Source organism: Bradyrhizobium murdochi, from assembly GCF_000472965.1.
GTDB classification, from domain to species: Bacteria; Pseudomonadota; Alphaproteobacteria; order Rhizobiales; family Xanthobacteraceae; genus Bradyrhizobium; species Bradyrhizobium murdochi.
Genome location: NZ_AXAU01000016.1, coordinates 86,695 through 109,373, shown reverse-complemented (window position 1 = coordinate 109,373; position 22,679 = coordinate 86,695). Strand labels below are relative to the sequence as shown.

Annotated in this window: 22 protein-coding genes; 10 read left to right on the top strand and 12 right to left on the bottom strand. The window is 62.6% G+C overall.

Features of this window, described 5'->3' with window-relative positions; all coding sequences use genetic code 11:
• Positions 1 to 19: 19 nt before the first annotated feature.
• Entirely contained in the window at positions 20 to 1,303 is a 1,284-nt protein-coding gene (locus tag YUO_RS0126455) for a serine hydrolase domain-containing protein (RefSeq protein WP_028349974.1), read from the top strand.
• A complete protein-coding gene (locus YUO_RS0126450; protein ID WP_035727696.1) occupies positions 1,284 to 2,588 on the top strand; it encodes a serine hydrolase domain-containing protein in 1,305 nt (434 codons plus the stop codon). The genes YUO_RS0126455 and YUO_RS0126450 overlap by 20 nt, the downstream gene beginning before the upstream one ends.
• 11 nt (positions 2,589 to 2,599) lie before the next feature.
• On the opposite strand, the gene YUO_RS0126445 is transcribed toward YUO_RS0126450, so the two are convergent.
• Positions 2,600 to 4,018, bottom strand: a complete 1,419-nt coding sequence (locus tag YUO_RS0126445; protein WP_235782837.1) for a GH1 family beta-glucosidase — start codon at positions 4,016 to 4,018, stop codon at positions 2,600 to 2,602.
• A gap of 298 nt (positions 4,019 to 4,316) precedes the next feature.
• On the opposite strand from YUO_RS0126445, the gene YUO_RS0126440 reads away from it, so the two are divergent.
• The gene (locus YUO_RS0126440) at positions 4,317 to 5,873 is read left to right on the top strand and encodes a glycoside hydrolase family 17 protein (RefSeq protein WP_028349971.1); all 1,557 of its coding nucleotides are present in this window, start codon (positions 4,317 to 4,319) and stop codon (positions 5,871 to 5,873) included.
• A gap of 25 nt (positions 5,874 to 5,898) precedes the next feature.
• Here YUO_RS0126440 and YUO_RS0126435 read toward each other — a convergent pair whose 3' ends face one another.
• From YUO_RS0126435 to YUO_RS0126415, 5 genes are all read right to left on the bottom strand, one after another.
• Complete coding sequence (locus YUO_RS0126435; RefSeq protein ID WP_028349970.1) at positions 5,899 to 6,966, bottom strand: threonine aldolase family protein; 1,068 nt, start codon at positions 6,964 to 6,966, stop codon at positions 5,899 to 5,901.
• A 41-nt stretch (positions 6,967 to 7,007) separates the two neighbouring features.
• Positions 7,008 to 8,153 (bottom strand): alpha-hydroxy acid oxidase, encoded by a 1,146-nt coding sequence (locus YUO_RS0126430; RefSeq protein ID WP_028349969.1) that lies wholly within the window; start codon positions 8,151 to 8,153, stop codon positions 7,008 to 7,010.
• A 116-nt stretch (positions 8,154 to 8,269) separates the two neighbouring features.
• On the bottom strand, positions 8,270 to 8,887 hold the full coding sequence (gene rpsD / locus YUO_RS0126425; RefSeq protein WP_028349968.1) for a 30S ribosomal protein S4: 618 nt from the start codon (positions 8,885 to 8,887) through the stop codon (positions 8,270 to 8,272).
• 191 nt (positions 8,888 to 9,078) lie between these two features.
• Positions 9,079 to 9,858, bottom strand: coding sequence for an acyltransferase (locus tag YUO_RS0126420; RefSeq protein WP_028349967.1), 780 nt, complete (start codon positions 9,856 to 9,858; stop codon positions 9,079 to 9,081).
• Between the two features lie 201 nt (positions 9,859 to 10,059).
• Positions 10,060 to 10,839 (bottom strand): HpcH/HpaI aldolase family protein, encoded by a 780-nt coding sequence (locus YUO_RS0126415; RefSeq protein ID WP_028349966.1) that lies wholly within the window; start codon positions 10,837 to 10,839, stop codon positions 10,060 to 10,062.
• 229 nt (positions 10,840 to 11,068) lie between these two features.
• On the opposite strand from YUO_RS0126415, the gene YUO_RS0126410 reads away from it, so the two are divergent.
• Positions 11,069 to 11,818, top strand: a complete 750-nt coding sequence (locus YUO_RS0126410; RefSeq protein WP_028349965.1) for a ThuA domain-containing protein — start codon at positions 11,069 to 11,071, stop codon at positions 11,816 to 11,818.
• A gap of 109 nt (positions 11,819 to 11,927) precedes the next feature.
• Here YUO_RS0126410 and YUO_RS41830 read toward each other — a convergent pair whose 3' ends face one another.
• Positions 11,928 to 12,899 (bottom strand): LysR family transcriptional regulator, encoded by a 972-nt coding sequence (locus YUO_RS41830; RefSeq protein ID WP_235782836.1) that lies wholly within the window; start codon positions 12,897 to 12,899, stop codon positions 11,928 to 11,930.
• Here YUO_RS41830 and YUO_RS0126400 point away from each other — a divergent pair.
• Entirely contained in the window at positions 12,850 to 14,013 is a 1,164-nt protein-coding gene (locus tag YUO_RS0126400) for a mandelate racemase/muconate lactonizing enzyme family protein (RefSeq protein ID WP_028349964.1), read from the top strand. The genes YUO_RS41830 and YUO_RS0126400 overlap by 50 nt on opposite strands.
• A 179-nt stretch (positions 14,014 to 14,192) precedes the next feature.
• The gene (locus YUO_RS0126395) at positions 14,193 to 14,663 is read left to right on the top strand and encodes a GlcG/HbpS family heme-binding protein (RefSeq protein WP_028349963.1); all 471 of its coding nucleotides are present in this window, start codon (positions 14,193 to 14,195) and stop codon (positions 14,661 to 14,663) included.
• 48 nt (positions 14,664 to 14,711) lie between these two features.
• Here the strand turns inward: YUO_RS0126395 and murI are convergent, their stop codons facing one another.
• Together murI and YUO_RS0126385 are read right to left on the bottom strand one after the other, a co-directional pair.
• Positions 14,712 to 15,500 carry a glutamate racemase gene (gene murI / locus YUO_RS0126390; protein ID WP_028349962.1) on the bottom strand — a complete coding sequence of 263 codons (789 nt, stop codon included), beginning with the start codon at positions 15,498 to 15,500 and terminating at the stop codon, positions 14,712 to 14,714.
• Between the two features lie 171 nt (positions 15,501 to 15,671).
• Positions 15,672 to 16,070 carry a RidA family protein gene (locus YUO_RS0126385; RefSeq protein ID WP_028349961.1) on the bottom strand — a complete coding sequence of 133 codons (399 nt, stop codon included), beginning with the start codon at positions 16,068 to 16,070 and terminating at the stop codon, positions 15,672 to 15,674.
• Between the two features lie 160 nt (positions 16,071 to 16,230).
• Between YUO_RS0126385 and YUO_RS0126380 the strand changes: the two genes are divergently transcribed.
• On the top strand, positions 16,231 to 16,827 hold the full coding sequence (locus YUO_RS0126380; protein ID WP_028349960.1) for a TetR/AcrR family transcriptional regulator: 597 nt from the start codon (positions 16,231 to 16,233) through the stop codon (positions 16,825 to 16,827).
• Between the two features lie 28 nt (positions 16,828 to 16,855).
• On the opposite strand, the gene purB is transcribed toward YUO_RS0126380, so the two are convergent.
• The 3 genes from purB to YUO_RS0126365 all read right to left on the bottom strand — a co-directional run bounded on the left by purB (position 16,856) and on the right by YUO_RS0126365 (position 20,321).
• The gene (purB, locus tag YUO_RS0126375) at positions 16,856 to 18,163 is read right to left on the bottom strand and encodes an adenylosuccinate lyase (protein ID WP_028349959.1); all 1,308 of its coding nucleotides are present in this window, start codon (positions 18,161 to 18,163) and stop codon (positions 16,856 to 16,858) included.
• Between the two features lie 134 nt (positions 18,164 to 18,297).
• On the bottom strand, positions 18,298 to 18,951 hold the full coding sequence (locus YUO_RS0126370; protein WP_028349958.1) for a response regulator: 654 nt from the start codon (positions 18,949 to 18,951) through the stop codon (positions 18,298 to 18,300).
• Positions 18,951 to 20,321, bottom strand: coding sequence for a sensor histidine kinase (locus YUO_RS0126365; RefSeq protein ID WP_028349957.1), 1,371 nt, complete (start codon positions 20,319 to 20,321; stop codon positions 18,951 to 18,953). Before YUO_RS0126365 ends, YUO_RS0126370 begins: the two co-directional genes overlap by 1 nt.
• Positions 20,322 to 20,524: 203 nt before the next feature.
• Between YUO_RS0126365 and YUO_RS0126360 the strand changes: the two genes are divergently transcribed.
• The 3 genes from YUO_RS0126360 to YUO_RS0126350 are packed head-to-tail and all read left to right on the top strand — an operon-like array spanning position 20,525 to position 22,564.
• Positions 20,525 to 21,292, top strand: coding sequence for a MotA/TolQ/ExbB proton channel family protein (locus YUO_RS0126360; protein ID WP_028349956.1), 768 nt, complete (start codon positions 20,525 to 20,527; stop codon positions 21,290 to 21,292).
• A complete protein-coding gene (locus YUO_RS0126355; RefSeq protein ID WP_028349955.1) occupies positions 21,289 to 21,963 on the top strand; it encodes a DUF2135 domain-containing protein in 675 nt (224 codons plus the stop codon). Before YUO_RS0126360 ends, YUO_RS0126355 begins: the two co-directional genes overlap by 4 nt.
• Positions 21,956 to 22,564: a hypothetical protein gene (locus YUO_RS0126350; RefSeq protein ID WP_028349954.1), complete on the top strand. Its 609-nt coding sequence runs from the start codon at positions 21,956 to 21,958 to the stop codon at positions 22,562 to 22,564. The genes YUO_RS0126355 and YUO_RS0126350 overlap by 8 nt, the downstream gene beginning before the upstream one ends.
• The last annotated feature ends 115 nt before the right edge of the window (positions 22,565 to 22,679 follow it).

Below are 22,679 nucleotides of genomic sequence, written 5' to 3'. Positions count from 1 at the left end.
ATTCCGGAGGGGGGTTCCAATGAACTCACGTCAAATGCTGCGCGCGCTTGCCTGCGGCGCGCTGATGCTGGCGGTTACGCCGCAAGTCCGCGCCGAAGGCACCTTCGACATTCCCGCCGGCGCGCGTTTCAACAAGGACAAGCTTACGAAGATCACCGAATTCTTCAAGAACGAGGTGGCGACCGGCAAGATCGCGGGCGCGAACGTCCTGATCCAGCAGCATGGCAAGGCGGTCTATCACGAAACCTTCGGCGTTCAGGACGTGGAGTCCAAGAAGCCAATCAATGACAAGACCATCTTCCGCCTGTTCTCGATGACGAAAGCGATCACGTCGGTCGTGGCCATGCAATTGGTCGAGGACGGCACGATCAAGCTCGACGATCCCGTCTCAAAGTACATCCCGTCCTTCGCGAACGTGAAGGTCGGCGTCGAGAAGAAGAACGAGGATGGCACCAAGACGCTCGAGCTGGTGCCACTGAGCCGGCCGATTAACGTCCGCGACCTGATGGTGCATACGTCGGGGATCACCTACGGCTTCTACGGCGACACCCTGGTCCGCAAGGCTTATGCGGCCGCCAATATCTATGACGGAGATTTCGATCTGGCCGGGTTCGCCGAGCGGATCGCCAAACTGCCGCTGCACAACCAGCCGGGCGCGCTCTGGCAATACGGCCATTCCACCGACATCCTGGCGCGGGTGATGGAAGTCGCGTCCGGAAAATCCCTGTTCACGATCATGCGCGAAAGGCTGCTCGATCCGCTCGGTATGGTCGACACCGGCTTCTACATCACCGATCCGGAGAAGCGGGAGCGGATGGCGCTGCCGGTACCCAACGACAGTAACTTCCGCGTCGGCCGCGACACCAACCCGACCAATGTCAAGAAGATCGAATTCGCCAGCGGCGGCATGTACTCGACGATGGCGGACTACCGCCGCTTTACGCAGATGCTGCTCAATGGCGGCACGTTCGAGGGCAAGACCTACCTGAAGCCCGAAACGTTCAAGCTGATGACGACCGACTATGTCGGCCCCGGGTCTGGGGTCGAGCGGGACTATTTCTATTTCCCCGGGGACGGCTTCGGAATGGGCCTAGGCCTTGCGGTGCGCACCGATCCCGGTAACGCCAAGCCGCCGCCGCCGGGATCCCTTGGCGAATTGAAATGGGATGGCGCCAGCGGCTGCTATTTCGTGGTCGACCGCAAGCAGGACATGTTCTTCGTGCTGCTCGAGCAGACGCCGACGGAACGCCAGCGCATCCAGCGGACGCTGAAGCAGTTGGTCTATGAAGCGCTGGAGAACTGACGGCGTTATCGGGCGTTGCCTTGCTGCGGCGGCGCTTGTGGTTTTCCTGGTCGGCGGCCAACCGCAGGAGGCGCGGGCGGAGCCGAAAACGGCGGCCGCGCCAACGTTTTCGCGGGCGGCCCTTGACCGGATTGGTGACCACGTTCGCAACGAGGTCGCGGCCGGCAAGATTCCGGGTGCGGTGCTTCTGATCCAGCAGCACGGCAAGCCGGTCTACCTTGAATGTTTCGGCGTGCGGGACCCTGCGTCCAGCCAGCCGATGATGTCGGACAGCATTTTTCAGATCTATTCGATGTCGAAGGCCGTCACATCGGTCGCCGCGATGATGCTGGTCGACGACGGGAAACTGGCCCTCGACGATCCCGTGTCCAAATACATTCGCGCCTTTGCGGATGCGAAAGTCGGTGTCGATCTCTCCGATGAAGCAGGACAGTACCCGCTCAAGCTCGAGCCGCTGAAGCGCCCGATCACGATCAGGGATCTGCTGCGGCACACGTCGGGCATCACCTACGGCTTCTTCGGCGAAACCGCGGTGCAGAAACTCTATGCCAATCCGCGATTATACGCCGGCGACTTCGACAACGCCGAATTCGCTGATCGCATTGCGACACTGCCGCTCGCCGATCAGCCAGCAACGCGTTGGAACTACAGCCACTCGACCGACGTACTCGGCCGCGTCGTCGAGGTGGTCTCGGGGCAGACGCTATTTCAATTCGAGAAGCAGAGATTGTTCGATCCGCTAGGCATGTCCGAGACCGCATATTATGTCGCAGATAAAACGAAGTGGCCGCGCATCGCCCAGCCATTTCCGGTCGATCGCTTTCGGGTGGCCGGAATCGGGGACCCGACAGTGCCGCGGCGGTGGGAATCCGGTGGCGCGGGTCTGGTCTCGACGGCCGCCGACTACGCCCGATTCCTGCAGATGCTGCTGAACGGCGGCGAACTGGACGGCAGGCGGTACCTGAAGCCCGAAACAGTCGCGCTAATGACGTCGGATCAGATCGGTCCTGAAACCAGGATCATTCACGATCCCTTTTATTTTCCGGGACCGTCCAGCGGCTTCGGTCTTGGCTTTGCCGTGCGCACCTCGCCGCCGCCAAACACGACATGGCCGCTCGGCGAATACCGGTGGGATGGCGCAGGCGGCAGTTTCTATTTTGTCGATCCGCAGGACGACTTGCTCGTTGTCTTCATGGTGCAGGCTCCGACGCAAGGCGGGCGAATTCAACTGGCACTGAAGACGATCATGTATGAGGCGCTCGGCAAGGGCCAGCGCAGGGATTGACTATCCCCGGACTAGACTACCGCATTTCGTGCGATCGTCTCGCGATAGAACGACGCGCTCAGCTTGGGCGTACGACGCTTGGTATTGAAGTCGACGTGGTAGATGCCGAAGCGCTGCTCATAGCCATCAGACCATTCGAAATTATCCATCAGGCTCCAAAGGAAGTATCCGAGCACGGGCACGCCCTCGGATGTCGCGCGCTGTAGCTGCGTGAGATAATTGCGCAGATACATGATGCGGTCGACGTCGTAGATGGTCCCGTCCGGCGACGGCTGGTCGCTCCCTGACGTTCCGTTCTCGGTGATATAGATCGACTTCACGTTCCACAGTTTTGCGACATGACGCGGCACCCAGTAGATGGCCTCGGGGCCGGGCCTGAGCCAGCTCGCTTTCATGTGCGGAAACGAGGCGGGAAACGGCGCCAGCGTGAAGCCGCGCTCGTTGTCGGCGGCAACAACATAATGGTCCGGCATATAGACATTCAGCCCGACGAAATCGATCGGGGATGAAATGACGCGCAGATCCTCGGCAGTGAATTTCGGCGCGTCTTGGCCGGACCGCGCCAGATACGCGTCGGTGTATTTTCCCTCGAGCATCACGGTCAGGTAGCCGGCGTTGAGCTCGCGCGTCGCGATCTCGGCGGCGCGGATGTTGGCTGGCGTTTCGATGGCAGGGATGCAGCTCACGGCATTCTCCGCCGGACCGACCTTCGTTCCGGCACGCCCATGGGCGCGGATGGCCTGAACGGCGAGGCCATGTCCCAGCGCAACATGGTGACGAACCTGGTTCAGTCCTGATTGAGGCAGTTTGAGGCCGGGCGCGTCGGCACCAAGGCCGTGGCCGAGATGAACGAGCCTTGAGCACTCGTTGATCGTGAAGAAATGCTTCACGCGATCACTCAAGCGGGCAGTGGCATGGGCGGCGTAGTCCGCGAATGCCTTTGACGTGTCGCGCGAAGTCCAGCCGCCGAAGCGATCCTGCAGCGCCTGCGGCAGGTCCCAATGATACAGCGTCGCAAACGGCTCGATGCCGTTGGCCAACAATTCGTCGACAAGGCGGTGATAGAAATCGAGGCCCTTTGGATTTGCCGGTCCGGTCCCATCCGGGAAGACGCGCGGCCATGCGATCGAGAACCGATAGGCTTTTGCGCCCAGCGATTTCATGATCTCGATGTCTTGCTTGTAGAGACGATAATGGTCGGTCGCGGTGTCGCCATTGCTGCGATCGGAAATGGTGCCGGGCGTGTGGGCAAAGCGGTCCCAGATCGACGGCCCGCGGCCGTCTTCGTTGACCGCACCCTCGACCTGATAGGCCGAGGTCGCCGTGCCCCACAGGAAGCCGCTCGGGAAATCCGACGACGGGCGCTGATTCTGTGTTCCGGTCGCTTGATCCGATTGCGCCGTACTGGACTTGGCTGACAGCATCGACATGCCAAGAGCCGACCAGCCTGCAAGCCTGCCAAATTGTCGCCGGGAAAATCTCTTGAATGCCATCATTTTACTCGTCGGGCGCGATCAATTTTGCGCAAACAAAACTCACTTTGGAAGGGCTCAATATCGCTGCTTCCGTGCTCTCGCGCAATTGTACACATGGCGCGACCTTCGGGTCGACATGCCTGCCGCGCAAGGCTAAACAGGCACATCCATTCGTCCTATTAGGGGAGCAGGACCAATCGGCTTCCGCACGCCGCTGGCGCTTTTATTTCTATCGCTCGGCATCGTTGTCGCGGTGTGGTGGTGGCTAGCCACGCCGGTAGCGCTGACGCGCGCGCCGATCGATGATGCATCGAAGCTGGAATGCGTTTCCTACGCGCCGTTCCGCAACGATCAGACGCCGCACGATCCGACACTCATCGTCAAGCCGGAGCAGATCGCGGAGGATCTGCAGGAGCTTGCCAAGGTCTCCAAATGCATCCGCACCTATTCCATCGACAACGGGCTCGACAAGGTGCCCGAGCTTGCGTCCAGGGTCGGATTGAAGGTTCTGCTCGGCGTGTGGATCGGGCGTGATCGCGCGAAGAACGCGCAACTCGCCGACATTGCGGTCTCGCTGGTCAAGGATCATCCTGGCACGGTCGCAGCGCTCATCGTCGGCAGCGAAGTGCTGCTGCGCGGCGACATGACCGTCGGCGACCTTCGCCAAACGATCCAGTCGGTCAAGCCGCGCGTGGACATTCCGGTGACCTATGCCGATGTCTGGGAATTCTGGCTGCGCTACCGCGAGGTAGGCGCCGATGTCGATTTCGTCACCGCCCATTTCCTGCCCTATTGGGAAGACGTTCCGCCGCGCGCCGAGGATGCGGCCGCGCAAATAGATGAGATACGCAAGCAAGTGGCGGCAGCCTTTCCCGGCAAGGAGATTTTGATCGGCGAAACCGGTTGGCCAAGCCACGGGCGGATGCGCGACGGCGCGCTGGCGTCCCGCGTCAACCAGGCACGTTTCATTTCCGAGATTCTCGAGCGAGCACGGCGCGACAATTTTCGCGTCAATTTGTTCGAGGCCTATGACGAGCCGTGGAAGCGCCGCTGGGAAGGAACGGTGGGGGGCTATTGGGGACTGTTCGACGCGGCAGAACGCAAGCTGAAATATCCGGCCGGCGTGGCCATCAGCAATTACCCGTTCTGGAAGCTGCAGATGGCAGGCGGGCTGCTGCTTTGCCTCTGTGTATTCGCAGTTGCCGGGTTCACGCAGAAGCGCCAGCCGGCGCTGCCGCCGTTGGCATCGTGGGCCGCGGTTGCCGCATCCGCGACCGCTAGCGGGATCTTGCTGGGCATCAGCATCGACAAGATGCTCCAGGAAAGCTACGGCCTCGGCGGTTGGCTAGTTCAGGGTTTTCTGCTGACGGCGGCAGTGACAGCGCCGCTGCTGGCCACCTACGCGCTGATGTCGGGGCGGGGGCTGCCGGCGTTTCTTGAAGTGTTGGGGCCGCGCAAGGGCCTGACCCCATTGTTCATGAGCAACATACTGGGCGTGACGCTGATCGTGACGACGCTGATTGCCGCGCAGACCGCGCTCAGCCTGATATTCGACGCGCGCTGGCGCGATTTCCCGTTCGCCGCCCTGACCATGGCCGTGGTGCCGCTCTGGACATTGGCGTTTCTCAACGGCTCGAAATCCGGCGAGCGGCCGCTCTCTGAGGCCGTGTTTGCCGGACTCTTCGCCTTGGCCGCGATCTATATCGTCTTCAACGAAGGTTTCCAGAACTGGCAGGCCATGTGGACGGGCGCAGTGTATCTGCTGCTCGGCAGCGCGTTGTGGCGGGCGCGCATATCAGCCGTTGCCTGAGTTCACGGCCTCGGGCTGACGCTTCTCACGCGCCGCGTACGATCTCGCGCACCAGGGCGACCGTCTCCTCGATCATCGCAGCACTGACGTCGAGATGCGTACAGGCGCGAATGCGGCCGTCCATCATCGCGAGCAGCACGCCGCGTTTGCGCAAGGCTTCGACCATCTTATCGCCCGCGATGCCGGCTCTGTCAGGCTTGAAGAACACCAGGTTGGTCTCGGGCTCTTGCACCTCGATGCCGTCGATCTGCGACAGCCCTCGCGCCAGCGCGCGCGCATTGGCATGATCGTCGGCGAGGCGGTCGACGTGATGGTCGAGTGCATAGACGCAGGCCGCGGCGCAAATGCCGGCCTGCCGCATCGATCCGCCGAGGCGCTGCTTCCAGCGCCAGACGTCGTCGATGAAGGTGCGCGACCCCGCAATCACGCCGCCGATCGGCGCGCCGAGGCCCTTGGAGAAATCGATCCAGGCCGAATCCCAGCCCGCGGCCATGTCGCGCGCCGATATTTTCGTGGCGACGCAAGCGTTCAACAGCCGCGCGCCATCCATATGAGTGATCAGTCCATGCGCCTTGGCGATCTCGACGATTTCATCCAGCGCCGCCTTCTTCCAGATCGTGCCGCCGCCGATATTGGCGGTTTGCTCGACGCTGACGACGGTCTGCGGCGGCTGGTAGCGCGAGCGCGGGTGCAGCGCGGCGCGGAACGTTTCGGGCGTGAATTGCCCGTCATCGCCCGGCAGCGGCATGATCTGGAAACCGCCGAGCGCTGCGTGTGCGCCGCCTTCGCGTGCAATGATATGCGCGGTGGCATGGGCCAGAATTTCATCGCCCGGCCGGCAATGGGCGAGGGTGGCAGAGACGTTGCACATGGTACCTGACGGCATGAACACGGCGGCTTCCTTGCCGAGCAGGTCAGCCACGCGCTCGCACAGCAAATTCACCGTCGGGTCGTCGCCGATTTGCTCGTCGCCGACTTCCGCCCGCGCCATCGCCTCGCGCATCGCGAGCGTCGGTCGCGTCTGGGTGTCGGACAACAGGTTGATGCGGATGGGATCGGCGTTGGGATCGCGCGGGGCAGGGGTGTAGTGCATGGCAGTTTCTCGTCTCTTTTGACTTGATGGCGGGACAGAAATTATCTGAATCGCAGATTTTCGCGAGAGAGCTGATTGATCGCAGTGCATCCCATCAGCTTCATTCCCCGCTCGAGTTCCGACCGCATCAGGTCGAGAGCCCGCTCGACGCCGGCCTGGCCGGCCGCTGCGAGAGGATAGAGATAATAGCGTCCAACGCCTACAGCCTTGGCTCCAAGCGACAACGCCTTCAAGACATGGGTGCCCCGCTGAATTCCGCCGTCCATGATCACGTCAATTCGATCGCCGACGGCATCCACGATTTCGGCCAATTGGTCGAATGGCGCGCGCGAACCGTCCAATTGCCGGCCGCCATGATTGGACAGCACGATGCCGGTGCAACCGATCTCGACGGCGCGCCTGGCGTCCGCCACCGACATGACGCCCTTCAGGCAGAATTGCCCGTTCCATAGCCGGACCATTTCAGCCACGTCATCCCAGTTCATCGAAGGGTCCAGCATCTCGGTGAAATATTTGGAGATCGACAGCGCGCCGCTGCCCATGTCGACGTGCTGGTCCAGTTGCGGAAGCTTGAACCGCTCATGCGTGAGATAATTGATGCCCCAGGCCGGCTTGATCCCGAACTGGTACATCCCGGCAAGTGTCAGCCGAAATGGAATCGAAAAGCCGGTACGCTTGTCGCGCTCGCGGTTGCCGCCCGTGATACTGTCCACGGTGAGCATCATCACCTGGACGCCGGCTTCTTTCGCGCGTTGCATCATCGCACGGTTGAGACCGCGATCCCGATGATAGTAGAATTGATAGACCTGCGGCGTGTCGTGCGCCTTGCGCAGTTCCTCGAGGCTTACCGTGCCCAGCGAGGATACCCCGAACATCGTGCCGTACTTCGCCGCAGCGGCGGCAACCGCGCGTTCGCCGGTATGGTGGAATAGGCGTTGCAGCGCGGTCGGAGAGCAATAGATCGGCATCGCGAGCTTCTGGCCCAGCACCGTCACCGACATATCGATGTGTTCGACGCCGCGCAGCACATTGGGTACCAGGTCACAGCGCTCGAAACTTGCGGTGTTCCGGCGATGGGTCACCTCGTCGTCAGCCGCGCCATCGATGTAATCGAAGATAGGGCGGGGCAGCCGTCGTCGGGCCAGCCTGCGGAAGTCATGAAAGTTGTGGCAGTCGCGCAAGCGCATGTTGGACCCGCATTGATTCAGCCCACGGCGAGGCTCGGCGTTGAGACGACGCATACTCGCATACAAAAAGGCCCCGGCAAAACCGGGGCCTTTGATATCTCGTAACTGAAAACCGATCAGCGCGAATAGAATTCGACGATCAGATGCGGCTCCATCTGCACTGCGAACGGCACGTCCGACAGCGCGGGGATGCGGGTGAACTTCGCCGTCATCTTGGAGTGATCGGTCTCGATGAAGTCGGGCACATCGCGCTCGCCGAGCTGGCTTGCTTCCAGAACGGGAGTGAGCTGCTTGGAGGATTCCTTGACCTCGACGACGTCGCCGGGCTTGAGCTTGTAGCTCGGAATATTGACGCGGCGGCCATTCACCTTGATGTGGCCGTGGTTGATGAACTGGCGCGCGGCGAACATCGTGGCTACGAACTTGGCGCGATAGACCACGGTGTCGAGACGGCGCTCCAAGAGGCCGATCAGGTTCTCACCGGTGTCGCCCTTCATCCGGCCGGCCTCGACATAGATGCCGTGGAACTGACGCTCGGAAATGTTGGCGTAATAGCCTTTAAGCTTCTGCTTGGCGCGGAGCTGGACGCCGAAGTCGGACAGCTTGCCCTTGCGGCGTTGGCCGTGCTGGCCGGGGCCGTATTCCCGGCGGTTCACGGGGCTCTTCGGGCGGCCCCAGATGTTCTGGCCCATACGGCGATCGATCTTGTATTTCGCCTCACTGCGCTTTGTCATCGCGTCCTCTGCTTAAGAGTTTGAGTTTTGAGGAAACGCGCCCTCCTGTGCACCGGGGTTGCCGGGGCCGACAGGTCCGCCTCGAAAGCTCGGGGAGGACCACGGGTCGCGAAACGCATCGCGGGCCGAAACCGGCCCGCGAGCAAGCGGTTCTTAGGGAGAAACCGCCGTTCTGTCAACGAAAAGGGCCGTCAGGTCGCGACCGCGCGGACCGGTTTGGGCTCGGTTTGCTGGCGATTGGCCCGCAATTCGGCTGATATTTCGCCGTTCAGCACCTGTTCCAACCGGTTCAACGCCCTGGCCATCGGGGCGGCATCGGTAATCCGGTGATCCCAGCGCAAGACGACATCGACGGTCTGGTCGGGCTTTTCCACCCCATAGCTCAGCACAAAGGGTCCGGGGCTGATGGCATGGAGCTGGCCCGCGCCATAGGCGGCCACCGAGGTGACCCCAAAACTACCGAAATAATTGGCCCGCTGGCGGCCGAAATTCAGCCCGACCGCCCAGAACAGCCGCCGCAGCGGCAGCGGCAGCCGCGTGGTTCGCAGGATCTTCCGGAACGCCGGCACCTCGTCGATCGGCGCCACCTTGGCGTGCCGGATCAGGGCGTCGACCTCGGCAAGCGGCATTTCGTCGGGCGCGGCGACCTTTTGTGGCAGCACGCAATCCTGGCCATTCTCGATCCGGGCGATCGCCACCATCGCGACGCTGCGCGGCAGTTCGTAGAAGGCCGGCATCGGCCATTTGACGTAGAGGGTGCGCAGGATCGGTTGTTCCTTGGCCACCAGCGCGAACGCCTTGACGAAAATCGCGGCCCAGCCCGGCCGCTCGGCGGCCTGCGCGCGGGCTTCCTGCAGGGCTCGAATATTGAGGGGACGCGAGAGCGAAACAAAGGGCACGCGGTTCGAGGCGTGCATGAGGTCGGCGACCAAGCGGCGCGGTAGTGTGATTTTTCGAACCGTTCCGCGCATCGCTCCGCCCGCGTTTCCGCAATAGATCAATCAAAAAGCCGGCACGCCGCCCTGGCAACCTGCCAGCACCTCATCTAGCACGAACAAGGCGTTTTGACGCCATGAGGTTCGCATCCGGATCGCCCCGATTTGCCGGCGCCGCGGCCCGGAGGAACCCGGTAAACCCCGAGAACTTTGAAGGGCTTGCCGCCGTCTCGGCACCTATCGCTTAATCCCTTCAAAGCTTGCCGCGATGCCGCGCTGGAACAGCGACCAGTCGAAGCCGAGCGCCAGCGCGACGTAGCCGCGGTCGATCATCTTATTGGCTTGCTCGGCCGTGCGCGCGACGCCGCCGATTGGTACGCCACTTCTGAGGATGCCTTCCTCGGCACGCTTCGTCAGCGCCACCACCTCGGGATCATCGGGCAGGCCGCGCTTGTTGATGGAGGTGGCGAGGTCGCCGGGGCCGATCACGGCGACATCGATGCCAGGCGTCGCCATGATCTCGTCAATGCGCTCGACCGCTTCGACATGCTCAATGGTGACCATGCAGATCATGTCGTCGTTCGCGGTCGCCATGTAATCCGCCATCGACACGCCCCAGCGGAACGGCGCATGGAATGGGCCCCACAGCCGGTCGCCGTTCGGTGGATAGCGCACGCTGCGCACGGCTTTTTCGGCCTCAGTGCGGCTGCAGATCATCGGAAAATTGATGCCGAGCGCGCCGAGGTCCATCGGCGCTTTCGCCAGCCATGGCTCGTTGGCGGCAATCCGCACCATCGGCACGCAGGGCGTGCCAGAAGTCGCCGTGATCATCGCATGCGCCGAGCCGAGATCGATCGGGCCGTGCTCGAGATCGACGATGATGAAGTCGATCCCCGAGCGCGCCATGATCTGCACGGTCTGGATCGAAGGGATGGTCGCGATCGCGCCGAAGGTCGGGCGGCCCTCGCGCCACAATTGGCGAAGGCGGTTGAGCGGCGCAGGCTTTGCGGTGGTCAAGCGGAAACTCCCTGCTGAAACGACCGAGTCATCATTGGGCGAGGGGACCATAAGGTCAAATTCACAACGCATCGAGCCAGATTGTTTTTGAGCCGTGCCATGAACTCAGGCGCCACAGGCGAGCAACGCAATGCAGCCCCAAGGACAGAGAGACTAAAGAGCCAGCGCTGGGCTTATCTGTGCTAATCTTCTTGCAGCACATGGTTGCCTGGGTTTCGGGGAGTGGATTGTGAGGCGACGTGAGTTCATCGCGCTCCTTGGCGGCGCGGCGGCAGCGCGACCACTCGGTGCGCATGCGCAGCGCCCGAAAGCGCGCGTCCTCTATTTCACTCACTCTGCCGGCTACCGGCATCAGGTCCTACAGCTTTCAAAGGCAATCCTGACTCAGCTCGGAAGCAATTCGGGTATCTTTGAGGTCACTGCAACGGAAGACCCGTCTGAATTTTCGACCGAAACCCTCGCGCGCTACGCCGCGGTGATGTTCTTCACATCCGGAGAACTTCCGATGAGCGACGCACAAAGGATGGCTCTTCTCAACTTTGTGAGTTCGGGCGGCGGGTTCATCGGCGTTCATTCGGCGACGGACACATTCTACACGTGGCCGGACTATCTCGATCTGGTCGGCGGCTACTTCAATGGTCATCCCTGGCATCAGGCCGTGACCATCAAGGTGGTTGATCCCAGCGACCCTCTGGTGGCGTTTCTAGGGAGTTCATTCCAGATCGAGGACGAGATCTACCAGATCAGCGACTTCGACTACCGTGGATCAAGTGTGCTTCTGCGCCTTGACCCAAACTCGGTGGACCTCGGCAAGAGCGGCGTGCATCAGCGATTCTATGGTTGGCCTCTCGCATGGACCCGCCTCTACGGCGAGGGGCGCGTATTCTATACGGCGCTGGGCCACGAGCCGTCAGTCTGGCAGGAATCCCGCTACCAGCGGCTCCTCACCAACGCTATCCTCTGGTCTGTGCGAAGGTAACGAGCGAGTATCGACACGGCCGCCGCTCATTGCTTCTATTGGGCCAACGCATGCCACAATTCGTCTGCTGCGTGATTGCGACAGTCGGGCGATCTGAATAATCTGATCTCTATCGGTATGTCGAACTGCGGTGGCCCCGCGCCAACGAGCCGTCCCTGTTCCAGATCGTGTTTTGCCAATGTTCGCGGAAGCCACGCGACCCATGGCCTTCGCGCGCCATCGTCATCAGCGTCGCGGCGAGATGTGAGGTAAAGCCGGTCTCCATTTGCGCGATCGCATCCCGGCTCATCTGATGGGCGGAGAGGATCCGGCCAAGTCCGGAGGCATGGCTATACGCGAGGAGACGTATCGGTCGAGCCGATGTGCCGGAGAGCGGCCATGCAGGCCGCCCGTCGGAATAGGGCGCGCAGAGCGGGACCAGACAATCATCGCCAACCCGCACGCTCTGGAAGCGGTCGGGTTCGAAACGCGTCGGCGCCTCTGGATGATAGTGACACAGCAGGAAATGCACCTCTCCGCCGAGCATGATCTCTTCGCAAGCTTCCATGCTGTCCGAAACCAGGTTGAGGGCGCCGAGGGCCTCAAAGCGCAGGTGGTTCCGAATCCATTCGGGGAAAAACGTGAAGGAAAGCGCGTGCGTTGCTGCGATGGACAGAGCGATAGTATTTCGCTCGCCCACCGATCGGGTATCGCGTCGGGCCCTGTCCAAACCACGGATCATGTCGGCAGCCAGCGGCTGAAAGTGCTGGCCGGCTGGCGTCAAGCTGGCGCCTTGAGCGCCCCGCACGAAAAGCGGGGTGCCGATCCAGTCCTCAAGCGCGCGTATGCGCCGGCTGAAAGCCGGCTGTGTTACGTTCCGCGCGTCGGCTGCGCGCGAGAAGCTCTTCAGTTCTGCCAGCGCCAGGAAGTCTTTGAGCCAGTCGAGATCCATGTCGATGCCGTTTGCGCATAACGCGAACCGATCATGGCATTGGCCAATCCGCCCTGTCCAGAAGTACCCCATCGAAGCAGATCGCCCCAAGGAGAACATCATGCGCATCATCGACGTCTGCGAGATCACCAAGCCGATCTCGTCGCCCATCCGCAACGCCTATATCGACTTTTCGAAGATGACCGCGAGCCTCGTCGCTGTCGTGACTGATGTCGAGCGCGATGGTCGCAGGGTCATTGGCTACGGCTTCAACTCGAACGGCCGGTACGGCCAGGGCGGTCTCATCCGCGAGCGCTTTCGCAACCGCATTCTGGAAGCAGACCCCAAAAGCGTCCTCAACCAATCCGGCGATAACCTCGATCCGCACAAGCTCTGGGCGGTAATGATGAGCAACGAGAAGCCCGGGGGTCACGGCGAGCGTTCAGCTGCGGTCGGAACGCTCGACATGGCGGTCTGGGACGCGACGGCCAAAATCGCGGGAAAACCGCTGTTCCGGTTGCTCGCTGAGCAAAAGGGGCGCGAGGCCAACCCTCGCGTCTTCGTCTACGCAGCCGGCGGCTACTACTACCCCGGCAAGGACAATGCGGCGCTGCGGGCAGAAATGCGCGGATATCTCAATCGCGGCTACAACGTCGTGAAGATGAAGATCGGTGGCGCATCCATTGACGAGGATCAGCGCCGCATCGAGGCGGTTCTGACCGAGATCGGCTCCGAGGCTCAACTGGCTGTCGACGCCAACGGCCGTTTCGACCTTCAGACCGGCATCGCTTATGCCAAAATGCTCCGCCAGTATCCGCTGTTCTGGTATGAGGAGGTCGGTGACCCCCTCGACTATGCCCTTCAGGCAGCGCTCTCGGAATTCTATCCCGGCCCGATGGCTACCGGCGAGAACTTGTTCTCGCACCAGGATGCGCGCAATCTTCTGCGCTACGGTGGAATGCGCCCGGACCGCGATTGGCTGCAGTTCGACTGCGCCCTGTCTTACGGCTTGGTCGAGTATCTGCGCACGCTCGACGTGCTGCATCAATTCGGTTGGTCGCCGTCCCGCTGCATTCCGCACGGCGGCCATCAGATGTCGCTTAACATCGCGGCAGGACTGGGGTTGGGCGGCAATGAGAGCTATCCCGACCTCTTCCAGCCGTACGGCGGCTTTCCGGATGGGGTGAAAGTCGAGAACGGTCACATCGTCATGCCCGAGCTTCCCGGAATCGGGTTCGAGGGCAAGTCGGACCTTATCAAGGTCATGCGCGATCTGGCTGAGTGAGCGTAACGCGATCTGCGGTGTCGTTGCGATCCTCGCCATCTCCGATGAGGTAAGAGGCGAGCTCCGCAGCGATGTCCGCAACGCCGAATTATCATTCGGCGAGGGACCATAAGGTCACATCGACGTTTTCATCCGCCCGGGTATAGTCCCCTGCACAATAAAACCTAAGGGAGGAGACAATGATGAGGACAATTCTGGTCGCCGCTGCATTCGCCGCCCTGGCCACCGGTGCATCCGCTCAGGACAAGCGCCCTGACTACGGCACCGCGGTCAATGCCGCAGGTGCGAAGAAGATCGCAGCCGGCGTCCTCGCCGAATGCCAGAAGAACGGGTGGAACGTGGCTGTCGCTGTGGTCGATAATCACGGATTCCTCGTGTACTTCGAACGCATGGACAACACGCAGACGGGCAGCATGGACATCGCCGTCGGTAAGGCGAGGTCCGCGGCGACCTATCGGCGCCCGACACGCGTTTTCATGGAGGCGATCAACAAAGGCGCGCCGTCCACCGCTACACTTCCCGGTGTCTTCGCCTCGCCGGGCGGATTGCCGATCATGGTCGATGGCAAAGTCACTGGCGGCGTGGGAGTGAGCGGCGTCACCGGCGATCAGGACGAGCAATGCGCCAAGGCCGGACTCGGGACTACATAAGGAATTGCATCCTGCACTCCAGCGTACCGTGACACGCGCCCAGGCGACCTACGCCGGGACGCGCCCGCCGAAAAATGGCATTAGCGCCCGGCTCAGCGCGTGCCGCCGCTGGGAGGTGAATATCATCTCGGCCCCGGCCTGATCGCTTTGGCGGCCAGGCGACCCGAGCAGCTCGGACACGCGCCGGGCGATCGCGGGTGCCGGGTCGATCCAGTCGACCGGCCATGGCGCGAGCTGTGTCAGACGGTCGAGCAGCAGCGGAAAGTGGGTGCAGGCCAGCACGACGGTGTCGGTGCGATCCTTGCCATTGCCGACAAAGCAGGGGGCAAGCTCCGCCGCAATATCTTCGTCGCGCACGTCGTTTCCGCTGAGGGCGGCTTCGGCAAGGGAAGCTAGTTCTGCCGATCCCACCAGCGTCACTTCGCAGCCCTGCGCGAAATCATCGATCAGGCGCCTGGTGTATTCGCGCTTGACGGTGCCCTTGGTGCCGAGCACCGACACGCGCTTGGTCTTCGAGCTGGCGCAGGCTGGCTTGATCGCCGGCACGGTGCCGACGAACGGCACGCTATAGGCGTTGCGCAGGTGCGACATCACGAGCGTGGAAGCGGTGTTGCAGGCAATCGCCACCAGGACCGGAGCGTGGCGTGTGATCAACTCGCCGACCAGCGGCACCACGCGGGCGATGATCTCTTCCTCGCCGTGATGGCCATAGGGAAAGAACGCGTCGTCGGCGACATAGACGTAGTGGGCGTCGGGCCGGGCACGGACGATCTCGCGCAGGACCGTGAGGCCGCCAAGGCCGGAGTCGAAGATGAGGATTTTCGGCGGGGATGACACGCTGCGACCTTAGCCGATCTGCGGTTACCGTTAGGTTGCCGGCGGCGGTCGTAGAGGTTGTCGACGGCGGTTGCGACAATTTGGAACCATCTAAATCGGCTTGGCAAGGCCGGAAAACTGCTGGGGGCTACCCAGGACGTCCTGCAAGCGGGGACGCTCGCCGCCAATAGGTCAGGTGGACTGAGGAAGGCGCGCGATGACTTTGATTTCAAAATCGAAGCCCGCTAGCCAGTTCACGCCCACCGCAGTCCAGTTCGGATAGGGCGGCTCACCGATCTCCTTCAAGCGAACTGCATTGACCGCCTCCCACTGCGTGGCCGGATCGGTGTGGAACGTGGTTACGTCAACGACGTCGTCAAATGTGCAACCGGCAGACGTCAGCACGGCCGAGAGATTGTCGAAGGCAAGCTGGACCTGCTTTTCGAAGACCGGCTCGGGCGATCCGTCATCGCGGCTGCCCACTTGGCCCGAGACGAACAGAAAGTCGCCCGAGCGGATCGCCGCCGAATAACGGTTGATCTCGTAGAGTGCCTGCCGGCCGGCAGGGAAGATCGCATCGCGTTTGGCCATGACGTCACTCCTGTTCAAAGGCAAGCCAGACCTCCACGGGTCCGGCTGTTTGCATCCCACTCGAGCGATAAATTGACATACGCTCCGTATGTTTCTATAAACCACATACGCGGCGTATGTAAACTAGCATACGGAGCGTATGTGATTTGCGGAGATAGCGGTGGCCGCGAAGCGACGCGCACAGATGGTGGAGGAAACCCGGGCCAAGCTCATCCAGGCCGCCCGTAAGGCTTTCGCGACCAAAGGCTATGCGGCGGCGTCGATGGACGATTTAACCGCCGAGGCCGGCCTGACGCGCGGCGCGCTCTATCACAACTTCGGCGACAAGAAGGGGCTGCTGCAGGCCGTGATCGGCCAGATCGACGCGGAAATGCTGGCGCGAATGCGCGCTGTACGAGATCAGGCGGAGACCCGGTGGCTCGGCTTTCTCGCCGAGGGCGTCGCCTATATCGAAATGGCGCTGGAGCCGGAGATCCAGCGCATCATGCTGCTAGACGGGCCGGCCGTGCTCGGCGATCCATCGCTATGGCCCAATCAGACTGCGTGTCTTCGCTCGACCACGCAAACGATCCAGGCGCTTATCGACGAAGGAACGGTGAGGCCGATGGATGCGGAAGCTGCCGCGCGGCTGATCAATGGCGCGGCGCTCAACGCCTCGCTCTGGATTGCCGCAGCCGACGATCCGCATGCCGTCTTTGCAAAGGCTATCGAGGCTTTCCGATATCTCGCCCTTGGTTTGCTGCAGACCGAGAGATGACCGTCAAGCGTTCGGACGGCGTGCGTTGTCAGCTCTCGCCGAACACGCGCTTGAAGATCGTATCGACGTGCTTGAAGTGATAGCCGAGGTCGAACTGCTCCTCGATTTCGGCATCGCTCAGGTGCTTCTTCACGTCGGGGTCTTTTTTCAGCAGCGTCTGGAAGTCGCCTTCGCCGCGCCAGACCGGCATAGCGTTGCGCTGGACGTATTTGTAGGCGTCCTCGCGGCTGGCGCCTTTCTGCGTCAGCGCGATCAGAAGCCGCTGCGAATGCACGAGACCACCGAGACGGTCGAGGTTCTTCTGCATGTTGGCGGGATAGATCAGCAATTTCTCGATCAGGCCGGCAAGCCGCATCAGCGCGAAGTCCAGCGTCACGGTGGCATCCGGCCCGATCATGCGCTCGGCCGAGGAGTGCGAGATGTCGCGCTCGTGCCAGAGCGCGACGTTTTCCATCGCCGGCATCGCATAGGCGCGCACCATGCGCGACAGGCCGGTAAGATTTTCCGACAGCACCGGGTTGCGCTTGTGCGGCATCGCCGACGAGCCCTTCTGGCCCTCGGAGAAGAATTCTTCCGCTTCCAGCACTTCGGTGCGCTGCAGGTGCCGGATTTCGATGGCGAGCCGCTCGACCGAAGAGGCGATCACGCCAAGCGTTGCAAAATACATCGCGTGACGGTCGCGCGGGATCACTTGCGTGGAAATCGGCTCCGGCTCCAGCCCCATCGCCTTGGCGACATGCTCTTCGACCCGTGGGTCGATCTGCGCAAAAGTGCCGACGGCGCCCGAAATCGCGCAGGTCGCAACTTCCTTGCGGGCGGCGACCAGCCGCTCACGGGCGCGGGAGAATTCCGCGTAGGCATAAGCGAGTTTGAGCCCGAACGTCACCGGCTCGGCATGGATGCCATGGGAGCGGCCGATGGTCGGCGTCATCTTGTGCTCGAAGGCGCGCTTCTTCAGCGCGGCCAGCACCTTGTCGAGGTCTGATATCAAGAGGTCCGCGGCGCGGGTAAGCTGCACGTTGAGGCAGGTGTCGAGCACGTCGGAGGAGGTCATGCCCTGGTGGACGAAACGCGCCTCGGGACCGACGATTTCGGCCAGATGGGTCAGGAAGGCGATGACGTCGTGCTTGGTCTCGCGCTCGATCTCGTCGATCCGTGCCACGTCGAAGGTGGCGTGCTTGGCCTTGGCCCAGATCGTCTTCGCCGCCTCCTTGGGGATCACGCCAAGTTCCGCCTGCGCGTCGGCGGCATGCGCCTCGATCTCGAACCAGATCTTGAAACGCGTCTGCGGCTCCCAGATGGAAGCCATTTCCGGACGGGTATAGCGGGGGATCATCGACAACTCCGAAGCGGGCAGGCGAGGCGCGCGAGGCGGCTCCCGGCCGATTTGTTTTTACGCCGTGCTTTAGCAAATCGGGCCGGGGGAGGCCACCCGTAGGGCGGCCGCGAGCGGGGAAAACCGGGCCGCCGCTACAGGCTGGCCAGTCCGCATTCCACAGCCAGGCGGACCAACTGCGCGTCCGTCCGCATGCCGGTCTTGGTCTTGATCAGATAATGGTAGTTCTGCACGGTCTTGATGCTGAGATTGAGATTTGAGGCGATCTGCTCGGTGGTCGCGCCGGCGGCCAACTGCCTGAGGATCTCGATTTCCCGCTCGCCCAGTTGATCGAGCACCGATCCCGAGGGGGAGAGGTTGTCCAGCGCCAGCACGCGAGCAATGTCGTCGCTCATCGCCTGTTCGCCGTGGACCAGCGAACGGATCGCCCGGATCAGCGCTGATGGGTCGGAGCCCTTGGTGACGTAGCCTTTCGCGCCGGCATTGAAGGCGGCCTTCACCTGCGCCGCCTCGCAGTGCATGCTGAAGACGAGAATGCGGGTGTCGGAGGATCGGGCGCGAATGTTCCTGATCGCCTCAAGCCCGCTGGCGCCCGGCATCGATATATCCATGACCACGACGTCAGGAGCGTGCGCCTTGAACGCGCGATAGGCGTCGGCGGCGTTGTCGGCCTCGGCCACCACCTGGAAATCGTCCTGGTGCTCCAGCACGCGCCGGTAGCCTTGCCGGACCACGGGATGGTCGTCGACGAGCAGGATCGAAATGCCTTTGGTCTGCGACGCGTTCATCAGGCTGCAAGCGGGATCGTGGCGGCCACGCTCACCCCGCGGTTCGCATCCGCGATCGACAGCGACCCGCCGAGCGCGGCGACCCGCTCGCGAATGCCGGTCAGGCCGAAGCCGGGAGAGCGGGCCAGTTTGGCCGCATCGCCGCCACCGTCGTCCTCGACGTGGACCAGCAGCGCGTTTTCCGCGCCGGTGCGCCGCTCGATCCGCAGCACGATCACCCGCGCCGAACTGTGCCGCAAGGAATTGGTCAGGCACTCCTGGGCGACCCGATAGGCGGTCGCAGCGACGGCGCCGCGGACGTCGGCGAGATCGCCCTTGAGATCGAGCTGGATCATCGGCTGCGTCGCATTCCGCGAGCGCCAGCTATCGACGAGATCGACGAGGCAGGCCTCAAGCCCGAGTTCCTCGGCGGGCGGATGGCGCAAGCGGTTCAACGTATCGCGCAGGCACGCCATGATGCGATGGGTGGCTTGCGAGATCATCCGCGCGTCCTGCGCAACCTCGCTCCTGTCCGTTTCCCGCGCGCTGGTTGCTTCGATCGTATTGGCGAAAGCGAGGATCGCCGTCAGGTTCTGTCCGAATTCGTCATGCAGTTCACGGGCAAGCGCCCGCCGCTCGTCGCTGCGGATTTCGAGCAGGCGCCGGGTCAGCGCGGCGCGTTCCTCCATCGACTGCGCGAGGCGGTCGCCGAGATCGCCGACGGCCTGTCCGATCATGGCAAGCTCCATCGATCGGAAGCGGGGCAGCGACGTGCTGTATTGCCCGCGCGCCATCCGCTGCAGCGCGGCGACGATCCGCTGCGCCGGCGCAAGCGTATGCGCAATCGCAAGCGAGGCGAGCAGCGCGATCGCCACCGCCATCAGCAGGGCGACGTGGATGTTGTCGAGGATGTGCTGCCAGGCGAGTGCGATGGCGGCATTTGGATCGGCGGCGGCCGATACGCTGCCTGCGTTGGCCGCGCGGGTGCTGATCGGCCGGACGACCGCGGCGTGATCCCCAAGCAGTGTTTGCACGGTGGCCGCGAACCAGCGCGGCGGAGATTGGCCGATCCCCTTGCTCTGTCCGCAAAGCGGCTTCTCGAACGCGCCTGCCGGCTCGAGCCGGACGCAGATGCCCGGCGAGATCAGCCCCATCGTTTCGATCGTGCGCCATTCCGGCACCGGCAGCAGTTGCTCGCGCATTCTGTTGCTGCGCAGCATCAATTCGCGCCAGTAGAGCGCTTCCAGCGCCACCGAGACACGCTCGGCGGAAGCGGCCGTGGCACGATCGACGCTGCGATGCGCGTCGATCGTCGCCCAGATAGTCGCCGCTCCCAGGCACAGGATGACCACGAGAAACAAGCGGGCGACGAGCTGAAGCACGAGGCGCATGCGATCACTCCCGAAGGTGCGGATAAGCGTAACAGCGCCGCCAACCCGTGCCAATGCAGTGAGTTCTAATTCGGGAAAATTTCCCAACCAACCGTGGGCATATGTCTTTGGACGCGGTCGTGACCGCTGATCTATCAAAGCCGGGGGCCTATTTCGCAGGTGGCCTTGGGCCGCGGCGCGCCATTCCAGGGAGCTGACGCAGCATGAGTGCAACGGCTGGCGCCGAGACCGCATCATCCGGCGCGGATACGTCGGAACGCAGCGTTCTCCTGTTGTGGATGATTTTCACCGGGCTCTCTGTTTTCGCCGTGGTGCTCTTGTGGCGATACGGTCTGCTCCATCTGATGATCATTTCAGACCGTACCTACATTTCGAGCGTCATTGCCGTCCTCTATGTCGTCACCTGCTTCCATTGCTTCTGGCGGACGCGCGCGATCGCGCGTGAAGGCGAGATGACGCGACGCTGCCGCGCAATCCTGTCGGTCCCGGGCGGCGCAAGGGGGCTGGACGAGGATGCGCGGGCGCTACCGGGCGGGCTGGTGACGGATCACATCCGCAGCCTGGTGCAGAAGGCCAGCGCACAGGCGGCCGGGCGCATCGACCAGACGCTGCTGCTCCGCTCGCTCGCTGACCGGCTGCGTGGCTCCAACGGATTTGGCGCGTTCGTGTCCGACACGCTGATGAAGCTCGGGCTGCTCGGCACCATCATCGGCTTCATCATCATGCTGGCGCCGATCGCCACCCTCGATGCGGCCGACAAGGTCGCGATGAAATCATCGATGGGCCTGATGAGCGACGGTATGGCAGTGGCCATGTACACGACGTTGGCCGGCCTGATTGGCTCCATCCTCGTGAAGATCCAGTACTACATGCTGGATGCCGCGACCCAGCGGGTATTTTCCGATGCCGTCATGCTGACCGAGACGCACGTCACTCCGGCCCTGGAACGCCATCTTGGAACGCCGGCATGATGGACGATTTCGGTCTCTATCCGCGCGAGGAGGCCTTCGATCCGCTGGGCGTCATGCTGTTCAAGGCGCTTCAGGTGATTGCGTTCCTGTTCTTCCTGGCGCTGCTCGCAGTTTCACCGGACGCGAAGGACGGCAAAATCGACTCCAAGGCCGAGTTCATCATCACGATGGACTGGCCGGACAATCATCCCGACGATCTCGATCTGTTCGTGCAGGATCCTGCCGGCAACATCGCCTGGTATCGCCACCGCGAAGCCGGTTTCCTCACGCTCGATCGCGACGACCGCGGCGGCGCCAACAATTTCATCATCGTCAACGGCAAGAAGATTGCGTCGCCGATCCGGGAAGAGATCGTCACCGTGCGCGGCATCGTCGCCGGTGAATACACCGTCAACGTCTCGCACTTTCAGGCGACGACCGGCCAGCCCGTCGCGGTGAGCGTGAAAGTCCAAAAACTCAATCCGACCGCACAGGTGATCTTCGACAACAAGCTGACGCTCGACCACACCGGCGAGGAAAAGACCGCGCTGCGCTTTTGGCTCGATGCCGAAGGCAAGGTGCTCGACGTCCAGCAGCGGCAGAAGTCGCTGATGGAGACGTTCCGCAACGTCCGCGCCAATGGCGCGGATCTCGATCCGAAAACCGGCGTCAGGATGCCGCGTCGTGAATAGCCTGCAAGAGGTCGTCCTCACGCTCTCTCTCAGCTATGCGCTGATCGGCGCGCTGTTGCTGATTGTCCTGGTCTATGGGCGCTTGCCCTGGTCGGCCAAGGCAGTCGCCGTGGTGGTGACGAGCGCGTTCTACATTGCGAGCTTCATGGGCGTGCGCGGCCTATTGGGGTGGGCCAGCGTCGACAGGCTGCCCGCAAGCTTCAAGCTGTTGCACGCCCGGATCGTGGAGCCGCACTCGCTGGAAGGCGATCCGGGCTCGATCTATCTTTGGGTCGAAACGCTCGACGACGGCAACCGGCCGAGCGGTGTGCCAAGGGCCTTTCGCATTCCCTATAGTGAAAAGCTCGCGCAGAAGACTGACAAGGCGGCCAGTGAGATCGCCGCCGGCCGGCCGCAGGGTGGCCGCGCCGCCGATTTTGGCGATGGCGGGGGCAGGCTGCTCGAGGCCGCCCGGGAATACATCATGCCCACGGCGATCATCGATACGTCGGGAGGTGATCCCTCCACGGGTGGAGGATTGGCCGCGGCGCCCCGCGACGGCGACGGAGTGTCGTTTACGCCGCTGCTCCCGCCGCGGATGCCGCCCAAGGACGAGCAGTAAGCTTGGGGCGGGGGTCTCCGGAGGGTGGTCAATCACGGATGATTGACTAACAGATATTGAAATCTGTCAGCGAGACATGCTATATCCATTGCCGACGCCGGTACTGGGCGTCACC

Bases quoted from the DNA above. Each gene is read 5' to 3' on its own strand.
- YUO_RS0126455 (WP_028349974.1), top strand. From the start codon at position 20: ATGAACTCACGTCAAATGCTGCGCGCGCTTGCCTGCGGCGCGCTGATG.
- YUO_RS0126450 (WP_035727696.1), top strand. From the start codon at position 1,284: ATGAAGCGCTGGAGAACTGACGGCGTTATCGGGCGTTGCCTTGCTGCG.
- YUO_RS0126445 (WP_235782837.1), bottom strand. From the start codon at position 4,018: ATGTCGATGCTGTCAGCCAAGTCCAGTACGGCGCAATCGGATCAAGCG.
- YUO_RS0126435 (WP_028349970.1), bottom strand. From the start codon at position 6,966: ATGCACTACACCCCTGCCCCGCGCGATCCCAACGCCGATCCCATCCGC.
- YUO_RS0126430 (WP_028349969.1), bottom strand. From the start codon at position 8,153: ATGCGCTTGCGCGACTGCCACAACTTTCATGACTTCCGCAGGCTGGCC.
- rpsD (WP_028349968.1), bottom strand. From the start codon at position 8,887: ATGACAAAGCGCAGTGAGGCGAAATACAAGATCGATCGCCGTATGGGC.
- YUO_RS0126420 (WP_028349967.1), bottom strand. From the start codon at position 9,858: ATGCGCGGAACGGTTCGAAAAATCACACTACCGCGCCGCTTGGTCGCC.
- YUO_RS0126400 (WP_028349964.1), top strand. From the start codon at position 12,850: ATGCGCATCATCGACGTCTGCGAGATCACCAAGCCGATCTCGTCGCCC.
- YUO_RS41830 (WP_235782836.1), bottom strand. From the start codon at position 12,899: ATGGGCGACGAGATCGGCTTGGTGATCTCGCAGACGTCGATGATGCGC.
- YUO_RS0126395 (WP_028349963.1), top strand. From the start codon at position 14,193: ATGATGAGGACAATTCTGGTCGCCGCTGCATTCGCCGCCCTGGCCACC.
- YUO_RS0126385 (WP_028349961.1), bottom strand. From the start codon at position 16,070: ATGGCCAAACGCGATGCGATCTTCCCTGCCGGCCGGCAGGCACTCTAC.
- purB (WP_028349959.1), bottom strand. From the start codon at position 18,163: ATGATCCCCCGCTATACCCGTCCGGAAATGGCTTCCATCTGGGAGCCG.
- YUO_RS0126370 (WP_028349958.1), bottom strand. From the start codon at position 18,951: ATGAACGCGTCGCAGACCAAAGGCATTTCGATCCTGCTCGTCGACGAC.
- YUO_RS0126365 (WP_028349957.1), bottom strand. From the start codon at position 20,321: ATGCGCCTCGTGCTTCAGCTCGTCGCCCGCTTGTTTCTCGTGGTCATC.
- YUO_RS0126360 (WP_028349956.1), top strand. From the start codon at position 20,525: ATGAGTGCAACGGCTGGCGCCGAGACCGCATCATCCGGCGCGGATACG.
- YUO_RS0126355 (WP_028349955.1), top strand. From the start codon at position 21,289: ATGATGGACGATTTCGGTCTCTATCCGCGCGAGGAGGCCTTCGATCCG.